This window comes from Rhodococcus sp. BP-316 (assembly GCF_019836105.1).
In the GTDB taxonomy this organism is placed as follows: domain Bacteria; phylum Actinomycetota; class Actinomycetes; order Mycobacteriales; family Mycobacteriaceae; genus Rhodococcoides.
In genome coordinates, this window is the sequence record NZ_JABUEE010000004.1 from 13,640 (window position 1) to 35,194 (window position 21,555).

Below are 21,555 nucleotides of genomic sequence, written 5' to 3' on the forward strand. Positions count from 1 at the left end.
GTAGTCACGGCCCGCCGCCAGGACAATTCGCCGACGCCCGCCTCCCGCGCCGTGTTCCCGCACACGTGACTGCTACCTCATCCGTCACACTGGCTACCATCGAATGATCGGCATCGATCGATGCGAGAACACGACAGGAGAGTGGACGCAGGTGACAACGTCAGGTCCGTCGCTGCTCGGCGCGCTGCTGGACCGTCGTTACCGCGTCGACGCGCCGATCGCCCGCGGCGGTATGTCCACGGTCTACCGGGGTCTGGACCTGCGTCTGGACCGGCCCGTGGCCATCAAGATCATGGATCCCCAGTTCGCCGCCGACCCCGAGTTCGTGCGTCGCTTCGAGTTCGAGGCGCGCGCTGTCGCCCGGCTCAGCCACCCGGGTCTGGTCGCCGTCCACGATCACGGTCGCGACGGTCAGCACGCCTTCCTGGTCATGGAACTGGTCGAGGGCGGCACTCTGCGCGAGTTGCTCCGCGAACGCGGTCCCATGCCCCCGCACGCCGTCGCCGCCGTTCTCCAACCCGTACTCGACGGACTCGCGGTCGCGCACCGCGGTGGCCTCGTGCACCGCGACGTCAAACCGGAGAACGTGCTGATCTCCGACGCGGGCGAGGTCAAGATCGCCGACTTCGGTCTGGTGCGCGCCGTGGCCGCGTCGACGACGACGTCCAACAGCGTCATCCTCGGCACTGCCGCCTACCTCTCCCCCGAGCAGGTGACCACCGGATCGGCCGACGCGCGCAGCGACGTGTACTCGGCGGGCATCCTGCTCTTCGAACTGCTGACCGGACGCACGCCGTTCCAGGGAGACACCTCTCTCTCGATCGCGTACCAGCGCATCGAGAACGACGTTCCGCCGCCGAGCTCGGTGATCGCAGGGGTGCCGCCCCACTTCGACGCACTGGTGCGCGACGCGACGGCGCGGCGGCCCGAGGAGCGGTTCGGCGACGCCGGCACGATGGGCGACGCGGTGCGCTCGGTCACCAGGACCCTCGCTCTGCCCCACTACCGGGTGCCGTCCCCGTCGCGGTCGGCCGAGCATCTGAGCGCCGAGACGCTGAACGCTCCGCGCCCCTACGCTCCGCAGGCTCCGCGTACTCCGGAGACGGAGATCGTGTCGGTCCCCGCGGACGACTTCTCCGCCGCCTCCGACCGCGGGCAGCCGTCCACCGGCGGCGTTCAGCACACGCGGATGGTGACCACCGCGACTCCCCGCGGCGCCGACGAACCGCGGTCCACCGCCGCCGAGCCGGTGGACCGGAAAGCCTTCGCGTTCCCGGACTTCGACGCGGACAAGCGCAGGTCGCGTCGAGTCGCACTCACGTGGCTCGCGATCGTCGTGATCGTGGCGGTCCTGCTCGGCACCGTCGGCTGGTGGGCCGGGTCCGGCCGCTTCACCGCGGTGCCGGCCATCGACGGGCTCGACCGATCCACCGCCGTCTCCGCCATCGAGGCGGCCGATCTCTCGGCGACCGTCGAGGGCCGCTACACCGACAGCGATCCCGTGGACCGATTACTCGGAACCGATCCTCCCGCAGGGTCACGGATCGCCCGGGGCGAGACCGTGACCCTTCTCGTTTCTCAGGGCAGGCCCACCGTTCCGGCCCTCGGGAACGCGGACTCGACCACGGTGGAGGCGGCACTGCGGGAGCGGACGTTCGTCCCCGTGGACGGCGGTGACGCCTTCAGCAGCGCCGCACCCGTCGGTGCGGTCGCCGCACTCGACCCCGCGCCCGGGACGGTCCTGCCGGTGGGCAGCGAGGTCCGGGTGGTGACCAGCAAGGGCGCTCCCCCCGTCGACGTTCCCGACGTCCGGGGCGAGACGGAGCAGCAGGCGCGCGCAGAACTCGATCGGGTCGGCATCACCGTGGCGACGGTGGACTCCGTCTTCGACGAGGACGTCGACGGTGGCCGTGTCATCGGGACCGACCCGGCGAGCGGCACGTCCGTGACCGCGGGATCGACCGTCACGCTGCGGGTGTCGACGGCCGTGGAGGTGCCCTCGATGCTCGGACGTACCGTCGGCTCGGCGCGGTCGGAACTCGAACGCCTGGGGCTCACCGTGGTGGTGCGCCAGGTCGCGCAGACGGATCGCTCGCTCGTCATCGCCCAGTCGCCCGGTCAGGGCGACCGAGTGCAGAAGGGCAGCACGGTCACTCTGACCGCGCTGCCCTGAGTTCTGCTCCGGCGATCAGCCGCGCAGCATCTCCGCGACGAGGAAGGCCAGCTCGAGGGACTGCTGCGTGTTCAGTCGCGGGTCGCAGGCCGTCTCGTACCGTCCGGACAGATCGAGGTCCGAGATGTCCTGGGCGCCGCCGAGGCACTCGGTGACGTTCTCACCGGTGAGCTCGACGTGGATGCCACCCGGGTGCGTCCCGAGCTCGTTGTGCACCTCGAAGAAGCCCTGGACCTCGTCGACGATGCGATCGAAGTGGCGCGTCTTGTAGCCGGTGGACGCCTCGTGCGTGTTGCCGTGCATGGGGTCGCACTGCCAGATGACCTGGTGACCGGTGGCCTGCACCTTCTCGATGATGGGCGGCAGCAGGTCCCGCACCTTGCCGTTGCCCATGCGCGAGATCAGCGTCAGCCGGCCGGGCTTGTTGGTCGGGTCGAGCCGCTCGACGTACTCGACGGCCATCTCTGGCGTCGTGCTGGGACCGATCTTCAGTCCGATGGGATTGGAGACCAGCTCGGCGAACGCGATGTGCGCGCCGTCCAGCTGCCGCGTGCGGTCGCCGATCCACAGGAAGTGTGCCGACAGGTCGTAGAGCTTGGCGTGCTCGTCGTCGTTGTCCAGACGCAGCATCGCGCGCTCGTAATCGAGCACGAGCGCCTCATGAGAGGCGTAGATGGTGGCCTGGTGCAGGTTCGGATCCGTGACGCCGCACGCGTCCATGAACTTGAGACCGTTGTCGATCTCGGAGGCGAGCTGCTCGTACCGGGCACCGGCCGGCGAGTTCTGCACGAACTCGCGGTTCCAGTCGTGCACCTTGTGCAGGTCGGCCATGCCGGCGCCGGTGAGCGCGCGCACCAGGTTCATCGCGGCGCTGGCGTTGGCGTAGGCGCGGACCAGGCGCGACGGGTCGTGCTGGCGGACGGCGTCGTCGGCCACGAGGGAGTTGACCATGTCGCCGCGGTAGGACTTCAGGCCCAGGGCGTCCACGTCGGAGGAGCGGGGCTTGGCGTACTGGCCGGCGATGCGCGCGACCTTCACCACGGGCATCGACGCGCCGTAGGTGAGCACGACGGCCATCTGCAGCAGCGTGCGGATGTTGCCCTTGATGTGGGGCTCGGTGTTGTCGACGAAGGTCTCGGCGCAGTCGCCGCCCTGCAGCAGGAACGCCTCGCCGCGGGCGACGGACGCGAGCTTCTCCGACAGCGCCTCGACCTCGCTGGCGACCGTGATGGGCGGCACGCTCTCGAGGACCTTGCGCATGGCCTCCGCCTGATCGGCGGGCCAGCTGGGCTGCTGCGCCGCCGGCTTGGCCAGCGCCACGTCGAGTTGCTCGCGCATCGACTCGGGCAGCGGGGGAAGCTCGGGCAAGCGTTCGATCGGAACGTCGACAGTCCAGTTCACGCGTACAGAGTAGTCGCCCGCTCCGACGGCCGGGACCAGCGGTGTGTCACTCCCGACCGGACCACGCTCTCGCGGCCTCGACGGCCCGGAACTTCGCGAGATTGTGCCGGGCATCGGCGAGCGCGTCGTGCGAGTCGTCCGGCACCGGCGGCAGCGCGGGCGACCCGTGCTCCTCCCAGTACTGCTTCAACTCCCGCGTGTACCGCGGCATGATCCGCGGGAGCGCCGTCATCGAACCCCACAGCTGGCACAGCGCGACGTGGTCGTACGCCGCCACCCAGGCCCACATCTCGACGGTCGGTCCGACGGTGCCGTGCGGCGCCGACACGAACTCGAGAATGTCGTCGCGGATGCGGCTGCGCGAGCGCCAGAGCGGCGACGAGAACGGCGGGAGCTTCGGCAGGACGTTGCGGCGGACCCAGGTGCCCGCGCGCTCGGGATCGAACTCCGTGGACACGGCGTAATATTCACGCCCGTCCTCCGCCACGATCCCGATGGACACCAGATCGATCGTGCGGCCGTCCTCGATGAACTCGCAGTCGTAGAAATAACGCACGTCTGCGAGCCTAGGTCACCGAAAGGATCCACCCCGACCATGACGTGGACTCTGCCGTCCGCCCCTCCCTACACCGGGCCGGGGGCGTCGCTGCCCCGACCGGTCGCCGTGATCGCGAAGGTCGCGGTGTGCGTCGGGCTCGTGGCGGGCATCGCGTTCAACGTGGTCGGTCTGCCCCCGCTGCGGGAGTGGGGTGCGATCTACCGGCTCGACCTCGACGTGTACCGCATCGGTGGCCGGGCTCTGCTCGACGGCGTGAATCTCTACGGAGTCCTGCCGCGCACCTCGGTGAACATCCCGCTGCCGTTCACCTATCCCCCGATGGCCGCGGTGTCCTTCGCGCCGATGGCGGTCCTCCCGCTGCCGGCGGCCTCGTTGATCATGACGGCGATGACGATGATCCTGCTCGCCGTCACGGTGGCGGTGTGCCTGCGCTGTCTGGTGCACCTGTCCGCCGGGACGACGGCGTGGGTCACGGGCGGCATCACCGCGATCGCGTTCGCGCTCGAACCGGTGTGGTCCACCCTCGACTACGGGCAGATCAACGTCGTGTTGATGTGCCTCGTCGTCCTCGACGTCCTGCTGAAGCGCACCCCGTGGCCGCGCGGTCTGCTCATCGGCTTCGTCACGGCCATCAAGCTCACGCCGGCGGTGTTCGTCCTCTACTTCCTGCTGCGCAGGCAGTACCGGGCGGCCGTGGTCACCGGCCTGTCGTTCCTCGGGTTCACGGCACTCGGATTCGTCGCGACGTTCCGCGACTCGGTGCAGTACTGGACCGAGGTGCTGCTCGACTCCGACCGCATCGGCGGGCCGGGGTACATCTCGAACCAGTCCCTCACCGGGATGCTCGCGCGGCTGGGTCTCGCGGACGGCCCGCGGACGATCGTCTGGATCGTGTGCAGCGCCGTCGTGGGGCTGGTGGCCCTCGTCGCGATGCGACGCGCTCTGGCGGCACACGAGTACCTGCTGGCCCTGTGCGTCAATGCCGCTCTGGGCCTGCTGGTCTCACCGGTGTCGTGGTCGCATCACTGGGTGTGGACGGTGCCGATGCTGATGGTCCTGGTGCACGTCGGCGTGACGCGGCGCGCCCCCGCACTGGTGGCCCTCGCCGTGATCGGCGCAGTGCTGCTGCACTATCCGTCGCACTGGCGCCTCGCGCCCGGACGATGGAACGGCCTGGGCTGGCCCCTGTGGGACCAGATCCAGGCCTCGTCCTACGTGTGGTGGGGACTGGTGTTCGTGATCGCGGTGGCGGCGGTGCCGCTGCGCGATCGACGCAGTCCCGAACGCCCCGGGGTGACCGCCGAGGCGGTCTGACTCAGCCCGCGCGGGTGTCGGGGATGCGCGCGGCCTCGGTCGACGGAGCCGGATCCACCACGGGGGCGGGCGTCTTCTTCATGCTCGCCGCGTACACGTCGACGTACTGCTGACCACTGAGCTTCATGAGCTCGTACATCACCTCGTCGGTGACGGCGCGCTCGACGAACCGGTTGCCGGCCATGCCCTCGTACCGCGAGAAGTCCAGTGGCTTACCGAACTTCACGCCGAGCTTGGTGGGGCGCGGAATCCGCGAGCCGATGGGATTCATCTTCGCGGTGCCGATCATCGCGACCGGAATCACCGGGACGCCGCTCTCGAGAGCCAGACGCGCCATACCCGTCTTGCCCTTGTAGAGCCGATCGTCCGGCGAGCGCGTGCCCTCCGGGTAGATACCCAGCACCTTGTTCTTCGCCAGCACGCGCAGTCCCGCGTCGAGCGCGTCCTGCGCGGCGGAGGCACCGGTGCGATCGATCGGGACCTGTCCCGCCGACGAGAAGAACCACTTCTGGAAGCGGCCCTTGAGGCCCTTGCCGGTGAAGTACTCGCTCTTCGCGAGGAACGTGATGCGACGCGGCACGACCAGGCACGCGTAGAACGAATCGAACACCGCCTGGTGGTTGCTGGCGAGAATCACCGGCCCGTCGTCGGGGATGTTCTCCAGGCCCTCCACGCGAGGACGGCCCATCACCTGCAACACCGGCCCGAGAAGGACGTACTTGAATATCCAGTACCACATGCCCGACATGCCTTTCTCGAAGTACCCGCGACCCGCACCGCGATGCCCGCGGCCCGCTCGGACATCTCGTGGGCGTAACTGTACCGGGGCTTTATGACACCAGCCACAGTTCGAGCGTCAGCTCGGACACATCTCACACCGCCGTCATCACCCGGCCATCGGCCGGACACGAATCCCTCCGCCGAGGCGGTCAGGCGCGTGCCGCGCCCACCTCGACGCGCGCCAGCTCGGCCGCGCCGATCATGCCCGCGGCCTCCCCCAACTGGGTTCCGCGTATCCGGGCGAGGGGCCGGTGGCCGGCGCCCGTGATCTGCGCGGCGTAGTGCTCACGGGCGGTGTCCAGGAACAGCGCGGACGACGTGGCGACGCCGCCGGCGATGACCATGCGGTCGGGGTCGTAGACGTCCGACACCAGCGCCAGACCGATGCCGAGCCACCGTGCGAACTCGGACATCGTCTCGATGGCCACCAGGTCACCGTCCTGCGCGGCGTTGGCGATACGTCGACCGGTGAGGGATCCGGGATCGAGGAAGGCCTCACGCGCGAGCACCGTCGATCCCCGCGGGTTGGCGGCGAGGAGCTCGATCGCCGTGTCCACCAACGCGGTACCGCTGCAGTAGCGCTCCCAGCAGCCGCGCTTGCCGCACGCGCACTGACGCCCGTCGGGAACCACCTGCAGGTGGCCGAGTTCCGGCGCGATGCCGTAGCTGCCGCGGTAGAGCTTGCCGTCGATGAGGAGTGCGGCGCCGATGCCGGTGCCGATCGCGATCATGACGACGTTCCCACCGCCCGCGGCCGCACCGAAGCGGTGTTCCGCCCACGCGGCGGCGTTGGCGTCGTGCTCGAGGATGACCGGGATGCCGAGGCGTTCCGTCATCTCTCGCGCGACCGGGCGGTTCACCCACGGCAGGTGGGGGGCGAAGCGCACGACGGTGCGGTCGGAGTTGATGAACCCGGCGACGGCGAGACCGACGGCCGCGATGTCGTGGCGGCTCGCGAGTTCACGCACAGCCCGGTCGATGCCGTTCTCGAGTGCGCGGGAGGACTGCGGCGTGGGCGCCTGGGTGGAGTCGAGCACCTGGCCGTCGACGTCGACCACCGACGCGCGGATGCTGGTGCCGCCCACGTCGATGCCGATGGTCAGAGGCCGGCTGGACCGGGACTGGGCGCTCACGTCTGCGGCATCCTCACGTGGTGGCGGGCGACCGGTGTCACTGGTCGCGATCGGGTCTGCGTGCCGGGTCGGGTTCACGCGTCCTGGTCACCGTAATCGGCTGGTAGCTCGCGGGGCGAACGACGGGTGGCGCAGCGCCCTCCGGCGCGTCGGCTCGTTCCGCGGCGCCGGGCGTGTGTCGCCCCGAACCGTGGGTCTGCAGGAAGTCCCGGAGCACGTCGATCAGACCATCCATCTCACCGGTGACCAGCGTCAGCAGATCGTGGCGTTCCCCGCGCAGGGCAGCGGCGAGAGCGCAGAACGGGCACCAGGAGCAGCCCTGCCACTCGGGCGCGTCCTCGGTGTCGAGGCGGCGCAGCACCGGCTCGACCCGGTCGATGAGCAACTCGGCCAGAACCCGGAGCTCGGCCGCCAGGTCCCGCCGGCCCTCATCCATCGCCGGACTCCCCCGGTACGTCCGCCTTCTGCAGGTTCTCCGGCCACAGCGCCGGGTCGGGGGCGAAGGTCACGGACAGCACGCCCTCGTCGACGCCGGCACCGGTGACCACGCACCGACGCAGCACAGACGCCAACCGCAGTCGTCGTCGACTGCCCTGCGCACTCACGATCACGTCGTCCTCCACCCGACCCACCGCCACCGAGTCCGTGTCGACGAACGGCAGCGGGACGTCCATCACGTACACCGAGTCCAGGCCCTGCCCGGACTCGTGCCGCACCCGCGGCGACAGCGCGGGCAGCGCGCCGCCGTGTCCGGCCGCCACCTGCCCGTTCAGGTCGGCCGCGACGGCCCCCAGAGCAGTCGACCCTACCGGCTCGGTGGGCTGGGCCGACACGACGTCGACGCGGAGGTCGCCCACAGCGCCGCGGAACTCCGCCAGCGCCGCGCGATGCTCCGCGTGCGCCCGGTCCATCCAGAACACGCCGGGATGCGTGCCCAGCACGGACGACGGCGCCCCGGCCCCGAGGTCCGGGATCACCCCCACGGCCACCACACGAGCGACGCGGACGCCGTGGAAACTGGTGACTGCCACCAGCTCTCGCGCCGTTGCGAAGGACCGCGCGGTCGGACGCGAGACGACGACCGCAGAGGTCCGTCCGTCGTCCTCGAGCACGGCGGTGACCGACGTCGCCGCCGCCACGACACGATCGACGAGCTCCACCAGGACGGCCGCGCGGACGTCCTGGCCCGTCGAGGCCACGACGCGGGCATGACGTGGCCAGATGCGTTCGACGTACCCCGCGACAGCTCCGGGGGTCGCGACGATCTCCCGCCAGGACATCGGTCCGGGGCAGTCGACGATCACGTCGTCCCACTCGCCGCTGTCGGCGACGCGCACCACCTCGAGCAGCGCGGTGAGCGGCTCGGCGCCCGGCAGCGACGTCAGCTCCTCGGGATCCGGCAGCGTCGGACCGGCGCCGTGGTCGTGGCGTCCGGCCATCGCCAGAGCCGTGGTCAGCAGGCGGTACTGCGATTCGAGAACGGCCGAGGGGTCGATGCGCAGCACCTCGACTGCGACGTCGGGCACCAGGTCCGACGGATCCGCGCCGTCGACCGACGCGAGAAGCACACGCCGACCGGCGCGGTGTGCGTCGACGGCCAGGGCCGCGGCGACGGTGGACTTGCCCGCACCGCCGGCTCCGACGACGAACGTGATCCGCGCGGCGGTCTCGGGAACGCGATCGCTCAGCCTTCGACTCGCTTCTTCAATTCCTTCAACGCGGTGTCGGTGATGACCTTCTCCGCCTTGCGCTTGAACAAGCCGATCATGGGAATGGCGAGATCGACCGTCAGTTCGTAGGTCACCTCGGTGCTTCCGGCACCTTTCTCGGTGAGCACATAGGACCCGACCTGGGACTTCTGCATCTCCCCCGCGACGAGCGTCCACGACACCGCGGTGCCGTCCGGCCGCCAGTCGTACTCGAGCTCGTAGGTGTCCTTGACCATGCCCGCGTCGAGCACGAACCGGACCCGGCGAGCCCGGCCGGACTCCCCCTCCTCGAGGATCTCGACCGACTTGGCCGCGGTGACCCATTCCGGATACCTGGGGAAATCGGCGATGACCGCCATCACCTCGTCCGGCGCCGCTCCGACGACGATCGATTTCGTGGTCTTGTCTGCCATGGAACTCGTTCCCTCCGCGCCGCGTGCCGTCACCTGATCGGCGTCCGTGTACCCACATGATCGACCGTCCGGTGGCACCGCCCGAACGGCGGGGTCGGTTCCTGTCGCCGCGAGTACCCGCGAGTCAGGACCGAAGCCCCGGGACCGGCGGTTCTCCCGCCGCCCGCCCGGCCTCGAGGAGCGCCTTGATCTCGAACGACATCTGCTTGCCCAGTACTCGTCGGCGGTGGGTGGACGGTTCCTGCACTCCGTTGGTCGGCTCCGCGTGCAGGAAGTAGTGGAGTACGACGCCGTCGAGCATCGGCTCGAGCCACACCTCCATGGTTCCCCGGAGCTGTCCCGCGACGACCCATCGGACACCCTTCTCGGCCCGGTCCTCCTGGACCGTGACGGTGAGACCCGGGAACCAGGCCCGCCATCGACGGGTGTCCGACACGAGCGCCGCGACGTCCTCGGCCCGCGCCGCGACGAACGTCTGGTCGGCGACCTGCACACTGCTCATGCGGACCAGAATCCCACGTGCCCTCGTCGACGGCGTCGACGACCTCGGTCGACGAGCACGTGCCGGTGACATCCGGGGAATGGACAGGATTACTGTGAAGCCTCGTCCGAAACCGCTACGACATCGGAGGAATCCGTGCGCGAGTTCACCGTCCCGGCACCATTCACCATCGAGGACGACGCGTCGGTGGTCGACGCCGTGTTCGCGCACGAGAAGACTCGGCCCGACGTCGTGGTGTACCGCCGCGCCACCCGCGACGGGTGGTCGGACGTCCGCGCAGCGGACTTCGCGGCCCAGGTTCGCGCAGTGGCCAAGGGGCTCATCGCATCCGGCGTCAAGCAGGGCGACCGGGTCGCCCTCATGTCGTCGACCCGCTACGAGTGGCCCCTGCTCGACTACGCGATCTGGTCCGCCGGCGCCGTCACCGTTCCGGTGTACGAGACGTCGTCGTCGGACCAGGTGCGGTGGATCCTCGAGAACTCGGGCGCCGCTGCGATGATCGCCGAGACGGTGGCCCACACGAACATCCTCACCGACATCCTTCCCGTGCTGCCGGGTGTCGCGACGGTCCTGCAGATCGACGCCTCCGCCGAGCGGCCCGGCGCCATCGACGTCCTCACCGACGCCGGTGCCCAGATCACCGACGCGACGGTGGCCGACCGCGTCGCGGCGCTGCGCTCCTCGGACCCGGCGACGCTCGTCTTCACCTCCGGCACCACGGGACGGCCGAAGGGCTGCGTGCTCACGCACTCCAACCTGATCGCCGAGTCCCGCGGTATCGCCGCCAGTTCCATCGGCCGCATGCTCACCGAGGGACGCACCACCCTGATGTTCCTGCCGATGGCCCACGTGCTGGCACGTGCGGTGTCCATCGCCGCCTTCGACCAGGGCGCGACACTCGGGCACACCCACGACATCCCGCACCTCGTCGACAACTTCGGCTCGTTCCGACCGCACTTCATCCTCAGCGTCCCGCGCGTGTTCGAGAAGGTGTACAACACCGCGCGTCAGAAGGCTCACGGCGACGGCAAGGGCAAGATCTTCGACGCGGCCGCCGACACCGCCGTCGCCTACAGCGCGGCGCGGGACACCGGTGGCCCGTCGATCGTGCTGCGCGCCAAGCACGCTCTGTTCGACCGTCTGGTCTACGGCAAGCTTCGCGCAGCGCTCGGTGGGCAGTGCGAACTCGCCATCTCGGGCGGCGCCCCGCTGGGTGAGCGCCTCGCGCACTTCTACCGCGGCATCGGTGTGACCATCTACGAGGGTTACGGCCTGACCGAGACCACCGCCGCGGCGGCGGTCAACACGCCGGACGAACAGCGCATCGGCACCGTCGGAAAGCCGTTGCCGGGCAACGCCGTCCGCATCGCCGACGACGGCGAGATCCTGCTCAAGGGCGGCGTGGTCTTCGAGGGCTACTGGAAGAACGACGACGCCACCGCCGAGGCGCTGACCGACGGGTGGTTCCACACCGGCGATCTCGGCGCCGTGGACGAGGACGGCTTCATCGCCATCACCGGGCGCAAGAAGGAGATCATCGTGACGGCGGGTGGCAAGAACGTCTCACCCGCCGGCCTCGAGGACTCGCTGCGGGCCAGTGCGCTCATCGGTCAGGCCATGGTCGTCGGTGACCAGAAGCCGTTCATCGGCGCGCTCATCACCATCGACCCCGACGCATTCCCCGGCTGGAAGCAGCGCAACGGCAAGGACGAGGGCGCCACCGTCGCCGACCTGACGAAGGATCCCGACCTCGTCGCGGAGATCGATGCTGCCGTGGCCGAAGCCAACAAGACGGTCTCGCACGCGGAGTCCATCAAGAAGTACCGGATCCTGCCGGCGGACTTCACCGAGGAGGGCGGCGAGCTGACCCCGACGATGAAGCTCAAGCGCGCCGTGGTCCAGAAGTCCTACGCGAGCGACATCGAGGCCATCTACAGCAAGTGAGCCAGTCGGGCGGCGAGGTCGTCCCACCGCCACTCGGTGGAGACGAACTCGCGTCCCGCGGCCCCCATCGCCGCGGCGCGGTCACGATCGGACAGCACGTCCACGACGGCGCGCCGGACGTCGTCGACCGAGGTGCCGTCGACGGTTGTGCCGGTGACGCCCTCGACGACGGTCTCCGGCGCTCCACCCGACCGGCCCGCGACCACCGGCACGCCGGACGCGGACGCCTCGAGGAACACGATGCCCAGGCCCTCGACGTCCAGACCGGCACCGCGGGTGCGACACGGCATGGCGAACACGTCGGCGAGGGTGTGGTGTGCCGCCAGTTCCTCGGCCGGCACCGACCCCGTGAACACGACGTGATCCGCCACCCCGCACGACTGCGCCAGAGCCCGCAGGGTGTCGCCGTACGGACCGCCGCCGACGACGACCAACACGGCCCCGTCGATCTCCGCGCGAATCCCCGGTAGCGCCCGGATCAGCATGTCCTGTCCCTTGCGCGGCACCAACCGCGACAGGCACAGGACGGTCGGCCGATCACCCAGGCCGTAGCGCGCGCGCAGTGTCTCCCGTGCCGACGTGTCGGGCGCGAACACGGTCGAGTCGACCCCCGGCGGCACGTGTTCGAGGGCCGCGTCCGCCCCGAAGGCCGCGGCGAATCGGCCGCGCGTGTAACGGCTGACGAAGGTGACGACGTCCGTCGTCGAGCCGATACGACCGAGCACCTGCCGCGCCGCCGGCAGCATCGACCAGCCCACCTCGTGACCGTGGGTGGAGGCCACGACGCGCTCGGCTCCGGCACGGCGCAGGTGCGGTCCGAGCACGGCGAGCGGAGCAGCGGCCCCGAACCACACCGAGTCGCACTGTCGGTCGGCCACCAGCCTGGCCGCCCGACGGGCAACGGCCGGTGTCGGAAGCATCAACGTCGTCGGGTGCCGCACCACCTCGAAGGGCTGCTCCGCGTCGAACCGCACGTGGGAGTCGCCACGCCACCGCGGTGCGTAGACCACCAGTTCGTCCGCGGGCAACAGCTGGGCGAAGGTGTGCAGATACGACTGGATGCCGCCGCGCCGCGGAGGAAAGTCATTGGTCACCAGCAGCGTTCGACGCATGGGACCACCGTAGACGGAGACCGCCGTCAGCTCTGCCCGGCGGCCTGTTCCGCCACCCACTGCCCCCACTGCGCGAGGAAGTCGACGGTGCCGAAGCCCAGCGTGGCCGAGAAGACCGAGTCGGTCACGGTGGGATCGGTCGGTCCGGCCGCGAAACGGTCGTACAGCTGCCGGAGCACCGGCTCCCCGAACCGGTCGGCGACGAACGAGGCCACCGACCAGGCGGACTCGTACGCGATCGATCCGCGACTGCCACCTGCGGCGAAGTCCGAGTCCTCCGGGAGGACCCTGGGCGGTCCCGCCGCGCGGACCACGGCCGCGAGGGTGGGCGCGATCTCGTCGAAGGACAGTCCCGAGCCTCGATAGCCCGAGTAGTCGGCGAAACCCTCGAGCATCCACAGGGGCGCGTCCTCCCCGGTGACCGCGCGCATGGCCACGTGGGTGAGCTCGTGGCGCAGCACGGTGCGGCGGGTCGAGTCGGTGAGCCGGTCCGGCGCAGTCGGGCCGAAGACGATGCGCTGGCCGGTGACCAGGCCCCCGCGGACCGGATCCGCGATCGTCGAGGCCGCGACATCGGTGGACGTGAATCCGTCTGCCGCGCTGATGAACTCGGCATCGGAACCGGTGACCGTCAGGACCGCGCGGCGAGACCATCCGAGCCCGGCGAACTCGGTCACGGCCGCCACCGCGGAGGGCAGCTCTGCCGCGAGGTCGTCGATGAAGGCGCGCTGCGCCTCGTGACCCACGACGAGCGACGTGGTCGACCCGGTGGCGACTCGCTCCGTGACCACCGGCCCGAAGTCCCACGGGCCACGCCACGTGGTGCGCCCGTACTGCGGCAGGTCGGCATCGGAGACCAGACGCCACGTGTCGCCCCGACGAGCGACGACGAGTGCGATGTCGCGACTCGTGGAACCGATGTCGGCGTCGGCCCAGGCGTAGCGCAGTGCGACGTTCGGCGCCCACACCTCGGTGGCCGCGAGTGCATCCGCCCGATCGACCGGCACCGGAGTCTCGGGACCCGGAGTGAGCTCGTAGCCGAAGTCGGACAGCGGCAGACCGCGCAGCGCCTGCGCGCGGGCGATCTCGCGATCAGCGAATCCCGGGTCAGCGTCGGAGTCGATCAACTCGCGCAGCGCGGCCTCGTCGTCGGAGCGGAGTGCGGCCGTCCATGAGTCGAGCAGTGCCGTGACACCGACGGTGCGGGCGTCCGGGCCCGCAGTCGTCGTGGGCGTCTGCTCGTCGGGTGCCGACGGCGAACACGCCACCAGAAGGGAGAGAACCAGGCCCAGCGCCGCCAGGGCGCGGACCGTCAGTAGCGGCGAGCGCCGTAGAAGGGCCACGATGCCATCGACTCGACACGAACGGGAACACCGAAGGTCGATGCATGGACCACGTTGCCGTTACCGGCGTAGAGACCCACGTGCGATGCGTCGGGATAGAACAGGACCACGTCGCCGGGCTGGAGGTTCGCCTTGTCGACGGGGGTGCCGCCGGCGGCCTGCGCCTGACTCGACCGCGGGAGAGTCTTACCGATCTGCTTGTAGGCCCACACCACGAGGCCCGAGCAGTCGTACCCGTCCGGGCCGGTCGCACCCCACACGTACGGCTTGCCGATCTGCGTGAACGCGGCCGACAGTGCTCCGGCCTGCGATCCCGGCGGGAGGGCGCCGAGGATGGCGGAGGGATCGAAGCCCGGCGGGAACGCGGCGCCGGCCAGCCCCTGCTTCTCCGTGTCGGACAGCGAACCGAACGCGGCGACGACATCTGCGATCTCGCTCTGCAGACGGCTCTGCTTGCCCTGCAGGTCGTCGCTGACAGCCTTCGCCTGCTCCGTGGCCACCCGGGCCGCGTCGGCGGACTGCTGTGACGCCGCCTCGGCTGCCGCTGCGGCGTCGCTGGCCTCCCGGAAGGTGCCGACGGTGGCGGCCGCGTCGGTGGAGATGATGTCGAGAGCGGACATCTGGTCGAGCAACTGCTGCGGGGAATCACTGACCATGACCGCGAAGAGCCGGTTCGTCCGAGCGCCCTGGTAGTTGGCACGGGCGATCTTGTCGACGGCGGGCCGCACCGTGTCGATCTGCGCCGTGGCCGCGTCGAGAGCGGCACGGTCCGCGTCGTGTCGAGCGTCCGCCTCCTGCTGGGCGGCGAGCTTCGCGTCGAGCTCGATCTGGGCGTTGTGCATCGCCTCGGTGGTCTGCTCTGACTCGCGCGAGAGATCGGTGAGCTTCGTGACCGCCTCGGAGGCGGACGCGCCGGGAACCGGGTCGGCGCCGGCGGGACCGGCGGGGAGGACGGCGATCGCCGCTGTCATCGCACTCACGATCACCAGTCCACGCAGTCTCGTACGAGAAGTGGGACGAACGCGGGGGTGGACCGATGACGGCACGATGAACGGTTCTCCGATCTGGACGAGTCCGGGTCGCTCGGCGGCGCGGATGATGGCCGAGGACGTCACGGAAAGATTACGACGCGAACGATGATTCTGTCCACGAAGCCCGAGAACCCGTCGAAAACGGCGGATTCACCGACTGACGCCGCACAGAACCGACCGGGCGATCGGTTTCGTGCGGCGTCAGGGTGTCGAGCGAAGGTGTCGCTGCGTCAGGCGTAGCGACGTGCGCCGTCGAAGGGCATCGACGACAGCGGAGCGATCTTGACGGGCTGGCTCTCGGTGGACGCGTGGACGACGTTGCCGTTGCCCACGTACATGCCGGAGTGCGAGCCGCCGTAGAAGGACACGACGTCGCCGGGCTTCAGATCCGCCTGCGAGACGGGCACGCCGGCCGCGGCCTGGTCGTAGCTCGTGCGGGGAAGCTCGATACCGGCCTGCTGGTACGCCCACTTCATGAGACCGGAGCAGTCGAACGCACTGGGGCCTGCGGCTCCGTAGACGTACGGTGCGCCGACCTTGCTCTCGGCTGCCTGCACGGCGACCTGCGCGGCGCTGGACTGCGGTGCGGCCGGGCCGGGAAGCGCGGGGACCTGCGGCATGGGGGGAAGCTGGCTCAGGATCTGGTCCGGGACCTCGAAGGTGCCGATACCGGGGATCTCCACCGGTGCCGCGAAGGCGGGGGCGGCGGGGATGGCGACAGCGCCTGCGGTGAGCGCGCTGGCGACGAGAACGTTGCGGACCGGCCGCGAGGCAGTGCTGGGTTTGCGGTGTTTCGCCACGAAAAGATGTGCTCCGTTTCTTCCTGATATCCGCCGACCGAGTTAGCTGACGGGTTCGGGCTGGGAAGATCAGCCCTACCCGACGAGCCGCTGGTGCGACTGCGACGGGATTCACCCCGGTGTAACGGTGGGTTCCCGGTACGACCACCCGGAAGAGGTGGCCGATTAGGCGGTGACCTTGCGGCGCAGTCCCTGGTGGCTCTGCTCGACTCCGCAATGTCTCGGAAAGATTACGAAACGGCATCCCCGATGTCGAGCCCAGCCGACTCGTGTCGCGAAACGATCACGGTCCGACTCACCCCGCGGCGTGCTCCGGCCCCGCAGCGGGTCGGTCGTGGCCGGTCTCCTGCGGTGAGGGAATTTCTCTGCCTACCAACCGCAACCGGGGCACCAACCCGCTTTCCGCCAGAACGGCCATCGCCTCCTGTTCGTCCTGCTCGAGACGCATTCTGCGCGTGGCGAAGGGGGTGTCACGCGGGCCGCCGGCCGACGCCGCGGGCATGCCCGGCACCCCCAGCAACACCGAGACGACACAGTCCGAACACGCGTCTCCGCGCACGGTGCACTCGCCGCAATCGACAATCATGTGATCTCCGTCTCATTGTGGTTCACGGTCTCTCGCCGTGATGTTCAGCCCGGATCACACCCGATCCGACGCTCGATCACGCCTCGGAAACGGACGCTAACGACGTGCACCGACACGGCGTGCTCGTCGTGGACGGACCGGGTTCCTGTCGGTGGGACCACCTACGGTGACGCACGTGACTGATGGGGCGACTGTGGTGTCGGGGCATGCACGCGGTGTGCAGCTCGCATTCGACGAACTGGACCAGTCGTTGCGGGACACGACCTTCGTGGTGGTGGACCTCGAGACCACCGGAGGCCGACCGGGCGAGGACGCGATCACCGAGATCGGTGCCGTCAAGGTTCGCGGCGGCCGGGTGATCGGTGAGATGGCGACGCTCGTGGACCCGGGCCGGTCCATTCCGCCCGCCATCGTCGCGTTGACGGGCATCACCGGTGCGATGCTTCTCGACGCCCCTCGGATCGAGCGGGTCCTTCCCACCTTCGTCGAGTTCGCCCGCGGCAGCGTGCTGGTGGCGCACAACGCGCGCTTCGACACCGCGTTCCTCCGCGCGGCGGCGACGCGAATGGATCTGGCGTGGCCGTCGTTCCGGGTGCTGTGCACCGTCACGCTCGCCCGGCGGGTGCTCACCCGTGACGAGGCGCCCTCGGTCAAGCTGTCCTCGCTCGCCACCCTCTTCCAGGTGTCCACCAGGCCCACCCACCGGGCTCTCGACGACGCACGGGCCACGGTCGACGTGCTGCACCGGCTGATCGAACGGGTGGGCAACCAGGGCGTCCACAGCTACGCCGAACTCGTCGACTACCTGCCGACGGTGTCCTCGGCGCACCGCGCCAAACGCACGCTCGCGGCGGGCCTTCCGCACGCCCCCGGTGTCTATCTCTTCCGCGGACCGTCCGACGAGGTGCTCTACGTCGGCACCTCGCGCAACCTCCACCGCCGCGTCCGGAACTACTTCACGGGATCCGAGACCCGCGGACGCATGAAGGAGATGGTCGCCCTCGCGACCCGGGTCGACCACGTCGAGTGCAGCCATGCCATCGAGGCGGGCGTGCGCGAACTGAGGCTCATCAGTGCGCACACGCCCCCGTACAACCGTCGATCGAAGTACCCCCGCAAGGGCTGGTGGCTGACCCTGACGAGCGAGGCGTTCCCGCGCATCTCCATCGTCCGGACACCGGCGCCCGGCGCGCTCGGACCGTTCTCCGTTCGCGGGGCGGCCGCCGAGGCCGCCGCTCTCGTCGCCGAGCACACCCGGCTGCGCTCCTGCACCCACCGCATCGCCGCCTCGGCGGTGCACGACTGTTCCACCGAGGCCGTCGGTGGATGCACGGCGGCGACGGCGAGCCCGCTCACTCCCGAGGAGTACGCCGACGCGCCCGTCGCCTTCCGTGCTCTCACCGAGGGTGCCGACGCAGCGGTGCTCGATGCCGTCGCCGCCCGGATCGACGCACTGTCCGAGGATCTGCTCTTCGAGTCCGCGGCCCGCCTGCGCGACCGCGCGGCCACCCTGTTGACGGCCCTGCGGTCGGTGCAGCGGCTGCAGGCACTCGCGGCCATCGAGCAGTTGATCGCCGCCCGCCGCGCCGACGACGGCGGGTGGGAGTTCGTCGTCGTCCGGCACGGACGTCTCGCCAGTGCCGGTCGTTCCCGCCGCGGCGTCGCGCCCATGCCCGTGGTGGAAGCACTCGTCGCCGGTGCGGAGACCGTCGTGCCGGACGCCACTCCCCTACGCGGTGCCACGCCGGAGGAGGTGGCGCTGATCGCGCGGTGGCTCGAGTCGGGTGGCGTCCGCATCGTCGACACCACGGACGGATGGTGCGAACCGGCGCACGGAGCGGGGCGATGGGCACAGTGGTGCGCCGCCGTGCGCGACGTCGGACGCCGCGAGAAGGAACGCACGATGGCCTGGGGATGACCGCACGGCCGAGAACTAGGCTGACCCGCAGTTCGCCCTCTCACGACAGTTCGGAAGGTTCACCATGATCACCGCCATCGTTCTGATCCACGCCGAGGTGCACTCCATTCCGGAGACCGCGCGTGCCGTCGCCGACGTACCGGGTGTGTCCGAGGTGTACTCGTGCGCCGGCGACGTAGACCTGATCGCCGTGGTCAAGGTGCGTACGCACGAGGAGATCGCCGAGGTGATCACCGAGCGCGTCAACCGCGTCACCGGCGTGGTGCGGACAGACACGCACATCGCGTTCAAGTCCTACTCGAGCGCCGACGTCGACGCGGGCTTCTCCATCGGCGAGTGACTCAGGCCGACGTGAACGCCGCCCATCGCGTCAGCAGCGTCTGAGCGGCTCCCTCGTCCACCGCGGCGGCTGCCGTCGTCAACGCACCGGCCATCGCGTCCTCGAGCGAACCGTCGACGCCGCGGAACGCCGCGATGGCACCTGCTGCATTGAGCAGCACCGCGTCCCGCACGGGGCCTCGTTCGCCGCCGAACACCCGACGCGCCACGTCCGCGTTGTGTGCGGCGTCCCCGCCTCGGAGGGCGTCGAGGGACACCCGCTCGATACCGAGATCGCGTGGATCGAGCACCGCGTGGTCGACGACACCGTTCCGGACGATGCGCACCGAGGTGGTCGTCGACGTGGTGATCTCGTCCAGCCCGTCGTCGCCGCGCACCACGAGGACGGAGTTGCCGCGCGCCGCGAACACGCCCGCGACGACGTCGATCAGATCGTCGAACGCGCATCCCACCAGACCGGCGCGCGGACTCGCAGGGTTCGTCAGCGGCCCGAGGACGTTGAAGGCCGTGGGGATGCCGATCTCCTTGCGAGGCGCCGCAGCGAAGCGCAGCGCCGGGTGGAACACGGGCGCGAAGCAGAACCCGATGCCCAGCTCGGCGACACTCGCCGCGACCCGCTCCGGCCCCTGGTCGATACGCACGCCCAGCGCTTCCAACACGTCGGCTCCGCCGCTCTTGGACGAGGCGGCCCGGTTGCCGTGCTTGACCACCCGGATTCCCGCGGCCGCCACGACCACCGACGCCATCGTCGAGATGTTCACCGTGTGGGACCGATCGCCGCCCGTACCGACGATGTCGACGACGTCGTCGTCCACGGGCACGCGCTTGGCGTGGCCGAGCATCGAGTCGGCCAGTCCGCGCAGTTCGTCCGACGTGGGGCCCTTCATCTTGAGGGCGACACCGAAGGCAGCGATCTGGGCCGCGGTGGCGTTGTCCGACATGATCTCGTCCATCGCCCACGCCGTGTCGGCACCCGTCAGGTCCTGGCGTGATGCCAGGGCCCCGAGGACCTGTGCCCATGTACGCGTGCCATCCCCAGCGCTCATGAGCGGGAAGCCTAGTGCTCCGGCGATGCGTCCTCGGCAGCCGGTTGGAGGGCGTCCCAGCCCAGTACCACCCCGTCGCGCCGTTGGGCCAACCCCGCCATCCGTGACCGTTCCTGCGAGCAGTGCAGCGCGTCGAGCACCTGCACCCGCTGCAGCACCAGGACGGTCGCGTCGGAGACACCGCCGGGCAGATGCCCGGGAGTCTGCGCCATGGGACCTGCGGTCGCCTCGCTGTATCCGTCCTGCGCCGCCACCGACACCGCGTCGGCGATCTGATCGGCGGGGAGGAGCAGGTGGTGGCGCAACACCACGTCGTCGTCCGCGGACCAGAGGGGGTCCGTGTGCGCCGCGCGCTCGAGGGTCGTCGAGCACGCCTCCACGTTGTCGAAGCACGACGCGACCACGACGAGGTCGGTGCGAGTGGGGTCGAGGGGCTCCGGAGCCGCCCGGCCGAACAGCCGCTGCCACCACCGTGTCCGCCCACGACCAGAGCCCGAAGTCATGTCACGACAGTGCCAGATGCCGCTGGAACCGGTCCCGGAGTCGCTCGGGAGGCATCGAGTCTGAAGCTCGGGTCGAGACTCCGGCGTGCGGGATACATCACGGGCGCGGGGGTCGACGGAACCCGGTCCGACGTGCACAGACGAGTACTATTGAACAGAAAGTCCAGGAAGACGGGCCGACCGGACCACGAGGAGGCATTCTGTGTCACGCGCGCGCGAACGATGCTCGACTCGCCAATACCGCCCCGGCTATGCCATCCGTACTACGACGAGTCATACTTCTCGATGTGACGAGCGCAGTAGGTACTTCGGGATCCGCCATCACCCAGCGTGTCCACTCGCTGAACCGACCGAACATGGTCAGCGTGGGCACCATCGTGTGGCTGTCCAGCGAGTTGATGTTCTTTGCCGGCCTCTTCGCGATGTACTTCGTCGCGCGGGCTCAGGCCGCTCCCGGCCAGTGGCCGCCAGAGCCGACCGAGCTCAACCTGACGCTGGCCGTCCCCGTGACCGCGGTGCTCATCGCATCGTCCTTCACCTGCCAGCTGGGCGTGTTCGCCGCCGAGCGTGGCGACGTGTTCGGACTGCGTCGCTGGTACACGATCACTCTGGCCATGGGCGCGTTCTTCGTCGCCGGCCAGGGCTACGAGTACTACCACCTCGTCCACGAGGGCACCTCGATCTCGAGCAGCGTCTACGGCTCCGTCTTCTACATCACCACCGGCTTCCACGGCCTGCACGTGATCGGCGGTCTGATCGCCTTCGTCTTCCTGATCGCCCGCACCCTGGTCAGCAAGTTCACGCCGGCTCAGGCCACCGCCGCCATCGTCGTGTCGTACTACTGGCACTTCGTCGACATCGTCTGGATCGCGCTGTTCGCGACGATCTACTTCATCCGCTGACCGAGCAGGCGTCGAATACCCGATGACAGCCTCATCGGTCGCATCCG

At 69.8% G+C, this 21,555-nt stretch carries 21 protein-coding genes and 1 riboswitch; of the genes, 6 read left to right on the top strand and 15 right to left on the bottom strand.

Going from position 1 to position 21,555, the window contains the following annotated elements:
- The first annotated feature begins 151 nt into the window (after nucleotides 1–151).
- Nucleotides 152–2,173, top strand: coding sequence for a Stk1 family PASTA domain-containing Ser/Thr kinase (gene pknB / locus HQ312_RS08620; protein ID WP_308123855.1), 2,022 nt, complete (start codon nucleotides 152–154; stop codon nucleotides 2,171–2,173).
- A 15-nt stretch (nucleotides 2,174–2,188) separates the two neighbouring features.
- Here pknB and HQ312_RS08625 read toward each other — a convergent pair whose 3' ends face one another.
- Nucleotides 2,189–3,574: a class II 3-deoxy-7-phosphoheptulonate synthase gene (locus HQ312_RS08625; protein ID WP_027505831.1), complete on the bottom strand. Its 1,386-nt coding sequence runs from the start codon at nucleotides 3,572–3,574 to the stop codon at nucleotides 2,189–2,191.
- A gap of 46 nt (nucleotides 3,575–3,620) precedes the next feature.
- Nucleotides 3,621–4,130 carry a polyadenylate-specific 3'-exoribonuclease AS gene (locus tag HQ312_RS08630; protein ID WP_027505830.1) on the bottom strand — a complete coding sequence of 170 codons (510 nt, stop codon included), beginning with the start codon at nucleotides 4,128–4,130 and terminating at the stop codon, nucleotides 3,621–3,623.
- Between the two features lie 39 nt (nucleotides 4,131–4,169).
- Between HQ312_RS08630 and HQ312_RS08635 the strand changes: the two genes are divergently transcribed.
- On the top strand, nucleotides 4,170–5,447 hold the full coding sequence (locus HQ312_RS08635; RefSeq protein WP_222638371.1) for a glycosyltransferase 87 family protein: 1,278 nt from the start codon (nucleotides 4,170–4,172) through the stop codon (nucleotides 5,445–5,447).
- A gap of 1 nt (nucleotide 5,448) precedes the next feature.
- Here the strand turns inward: HQ312_RS08635 and HQ312_RS08640 are convergent, their stop codons facing one another.
- The 6 genes from HQ312_RS08640 to HQ312_RS08660 all read right to left on the bottom strand — a co-directional run bounded on the left by HQ312_RS08640 (nucleotide 5,449) and on the right by HQ312_RS08660 (nucleotide 9,984).
- Nucleotides 5,449–6,186, bottom strand: a complete 738-nt coding sequence (locus tag HQ312_RS08640; RefSeq protein WP_027505828.1) for a 1-acyl-sn-glycerol-3-phosphate acyltransferase — start codon at nucleotides 6,184–6,186, stop codon at nucleotides 5,449–5,451.
- Nucleotides 6,187–6,376: 190 nt separating this feature from the next.
- On the bottom strand, nucleotides 6,377–7,360 hold the full coding sequence (locus HQ312_RS08645) for an ROK family protein (protein ID WP_027505827.1): 984 nt from the start codon (nucleotides 7,358–7,360) through the stop codon (nucleotides 6,377–6,379).
- 37 nt (nucleotides 7,361–7,397) lie between these two features.
- Nucleotides 7,398–7,796: a hypothetical protein gene (locus HQ312_RS08650; protein WP_222638372.1), complete on the bottom strand. Its 399-nt coding sequence runs from the start codon at nucleotides 7,794–7,796 to the stop codon at nucleotides 7,398–7,400.
- On the bottom strand, nucleotides 7,789–9,069 hold the full coding sequence (locus HQ312_RS08655; RefSeq protein WP_308123870.1) for an ArsA-related P-loop ATPase: 1,281 nt from the start codon (nucleotides 9,067–9,069) through the stop codon (nucleotides 7,789–7,791). The genes HQ312_RS08650 and HQ312_RS08655 overlap by 8 nt, the downstream gene beginning before the upstream one ends.
- The gene (locus HQ312_RS21860; RefSeq protein ID WP_027505826.1) at nucleotides 9,045–9,482 is read right to left on the bottom strand and encodes an SRPBCC family protein; all 438 of its coding nucleotides are present in this window, start codon (nucleotides 9,480–9,482) and stop codon (nucleotides 9,045–9,047) included. Before HQ312_RS21860 ends, HQ312_RS08655 begins: the two co-directional genes overlap by 25 nt.
- A 124-nt stretch (nucleotides 9,483–9,606) precedes the next feature.
- A complete protein-coding gene (locus tag HQ312_RS08660) occupies nucleotides 9,607–9,984 on the bottom strand; it encodes a polyketide cyclase / dehydrase and lipid transport (RefSeq protein WP_222638374.1) in 378 nt (125 codons plus the stop codon).
- 135 nt (nucleotides 9,985–10,119) lie between these two features.
- On the opposite strand from HQ312_RS08660, the gene HQ312_RS08665 reads away from it, so the two are divergent.
- Nucleotides 10,120–11,928, top strand: a complete 1,809-nt coding sequence (locus tag HQ312_RS08665) for a long-chain fatty acid--CoA ligase (RefSeq protein WP_027505824.1) — start codon at nucleotides 10,120–10,122, stop codon at nucleotides 11,926–11,928.
- Here the strand turns inward: HQ312_RS08665 and HQ312_RS08670 are convergent.
- The 5 genes from HQ312_RS08670 to HQ312_RS08690 all read right to left on the bottom strand — a co-directional run bounded on the left by HQ312_RS08670 (nucleotide 11,916) and on the right by HQ312_RS08690 (nucleotide 16,800).
- The gene (locus HQ312_RS08670) at nucleotides 11,916–13,040 is read right to left on the bottom strand and encodes a glycosyltransferase family 4 protein (RefSeq protein WP_222638375.1); all 1,125 of its coding nucleotides are present in this window, start codon (nucleotides 13,038–13,040) and stop codon (nucleotides 11,916–11,918) included. The two genes, HQ312_RS08665 and HQ312_RS08670, sit on opposite strands and share 13 nt — an antisense overlap.
- 26 nt (nucleotides 13,041–13,066) lie before the next feature.
- Nucleotides 13,067–14,383 carry a hypothetical protein gene (locus HQ312_RS08675; RefSeq protein WP_308119215.1) on the bottom strand — a complete coding sequence of 439 codons (1,317 nt, stop codon included), beginning with the start codon at nucleotides 14,381–14,383 and terminating at the stop codon, nucleotides 13,067–13,069.
- Nucleotides 14,353–15,354 (bottom strand): C40 family peptidase, encoded by a 1,002-nt coding sequence (locus HQ312_RS08680; RefSeq protein WP_081821287.1) that lies wholly within the window; start codon nucleotides 15,352–15,354, stop codon nucleotides 14,353–14,355. The genes HQ312_RS08675 and HQ312_RS08680 overlap by 31 nt, the downstream gene beginning before the upstream one ends.
- A gap of 290 nt (nucleotides 15,355–15,644) precedes the next feature.
- The gene (locus HQ312_RS08685; protein WP_222638376.1) at nucleotides 15,645–16,214 is read right to left on the bottom strand and encodes a C40 family peptidase; all 570 of its coding nucleotides are present in this window, start codon (nucleotides 16,212–16,214) and stop codon (nucleotides 15,645–15,647) included.
- A 16-nt stretch (nucleotides 16,215–16,230) separates the two neighbouring features.
- A riboswitch (cyclic di-AMP (ydaO/yuaA leader) is annotated at nucleotides 16,231–16,396 on the bottom strand.
- A 113-nt stretch (nucleotides 16,397–16,509) separates the two neighbouring features.
- Nucleotides 16,510–16,800 carry a hypothetical protein gene (locus tag HQ312_RS08690; protein ID WP_261769350.1) on the bottom strand — a complete coding sequence of 97 codons (291 nt, stop codon included), beginning with the start codon at nucleotides 16,798–16,800 and terminating at the stop codon, nucleotides 16,510–16,512.
- A 175-nt stretch (nucleotides 16,801–16,975) separates the two neighbouring features.
- On the opposite strand from HQ312_RS08690, the gene HQ312_RS08695 reads away from it, so the two are divergent.
- Nucleotides 16,976–18,718: a DEDD exonuclease domain-containing protein gene (locus tag HQ312_RS08695; protein ID WP_308123856.1), complete on the top strand. Its 1,743-nt coding sequence runs from the start codon at nucleotides 16,976–16,978 to the stop codon at nucleotides 18,716–18,718.
- A 64-nt stretch (nucleotides 18,719–18,782) separates the two neighbouring features.
- Nucleotides 18,783–19,058 (top strand): Lrp/AsnC family transcriptional regulator, encoded by a 276-nt coding sequence (locus HQ312_RS08700; protein WP_027505818.1) that lies wholly within the window; start codon nucleotides 18,783–18,785, stop codon nucleotides 19,056–19,058.
- Nucleotide 19,059: 1 nt separating this feature from the next.
- Here the strand turns inward: HQ312_RS08700 and trpD are convergent, their stop codons facing one another.
- Together trpD and HQ312_RS08710 are read right to left on the bottom strand one after the other, a co-directional pair.
- On the bottom strand, nucleotides 19,060–20,103 hold the full coding sequence (gene trpD / locus HQ312_RS08705; RefSeq protein WP_222638377.1) for an anthranilate phosphoribosyltransferase: 1,044 nt from the start codon (nucleotides 20,101–20,103) through the stop codon (nucleotides 19,060–19,062).
- Nucleotides 20,104–20,114: 11 nt separating this feature from the next.
- Nucleotides 20,115–20,606 carry a hypothetical protein gene (locus HQ312_RS08710; RefSeq protein ID WP_222638378.1) on the bottom strand — a complete coding sequence of 164 codons (492 nt, stop codon included), beginning with the start codon at nucleotides 20,604–20,606 and terminating at the stop codon, nucleotides 20,115–20,117.
- Nucleotides 20,607–20,893: 287 nt separating this feature from the next.
- Here HQ312_RS08710 and HQ312_RS08715 point away from each other — a divergent pair, with 287 nt between their 5' ends.
- On the top strand, nucleotides 20,894–21,508 hold the full coding sequence (locus HQ312_RS08715) for a heme-copper oxidase subunit III (protein WP_027505815.1): 615 nt from the start codon (nucleotides 20,894–20,896) through the stop codon (nucleotides 21,506–21,508).
- Nucleotides 21,509–21,555: the final 47 nt, after the last annotated feature.

Bases quoted from the DNA above. Each gene is read 5' to 3' on its own strand.
- HQ312_RS08635 (WP_222638371.1), top strand. From the start codon at position 4,170: ATGACGTGGACTCTGCCGTCCGCCCCTCCCTACACCGGGCCGGGGGCG.
- trpD (WP_222638377.1), bottom strand. From the start codon at position 20,103: ATGAGCGCTGGGGATGGCACGCGTACATGGGCACAGGTCCTCGGGGCC.
- HQ312_RS08670 (WP_222638375.1), bottom strand. From the start codon at position 13,040: ATGCGTCGAACGCTGCTGGTGACCAATGACTTTCCTCCGCGGCGCGGC.
- HQ312_RS08660 (WP_222638374.1), bottom strand. From the start codon at position 9,984: ATGAGCAGTGTGCAGGTCGCCGACCAGACGTTCGTCGCGGCGCGGGCC.
- HQ312_RS21860 (WP_027505826.1), bottom strand. From the start codon at position 9,482: ATGGCAGACAAGACCACGAAATCGATCGTCGTCGGAGCGGCGCCGGAC.
- HQ312_RS08640 (WP_027505828.1), bottom strand. From the start codon at position 6,186: ATGTGGTACTGGATATTCAAGTACGTCCTTCTCGGGCCGGTGTTGCAG.
- HQ312_RS08680 (WP_081821287.1), bottom strand. From the start codon at position 15,354: ATGACAGCGGCGATCGCCGTCCTCCCCGCCGGTCCCGCCGGCGCCGAC.
- HQ312_RS08690 (WP_261769350.1), bottom strand. From the start codon at position 16,800: ATGATTGTCGATTGCGGCGAGTGCACCGTGCGCGGAGACGCGTGTTCG.
- HQ312_RS08710 (WP_222638378.1), bottom strand. From the start codon at position 20,606: ATGACTTCGGGCTCTGGTCGTGGGCGGACACGGTGGTGGCAGCGGCTG.
- HQ312_RS08700 (WP_027505818.1), top strand. From the start codon at position 18,783: ATGATCACCGCCATCGTTCTGATCCACGCCGAGGTGCACTCCATTCCG.
- HQ312_RS08650 (WP_222638372.1), bottom strand. From the start codon at position 7,796: ATGGATGAGGGCCGGCGGGACCTGGCGGCCGAGCTCCGGGTTCTGGCC.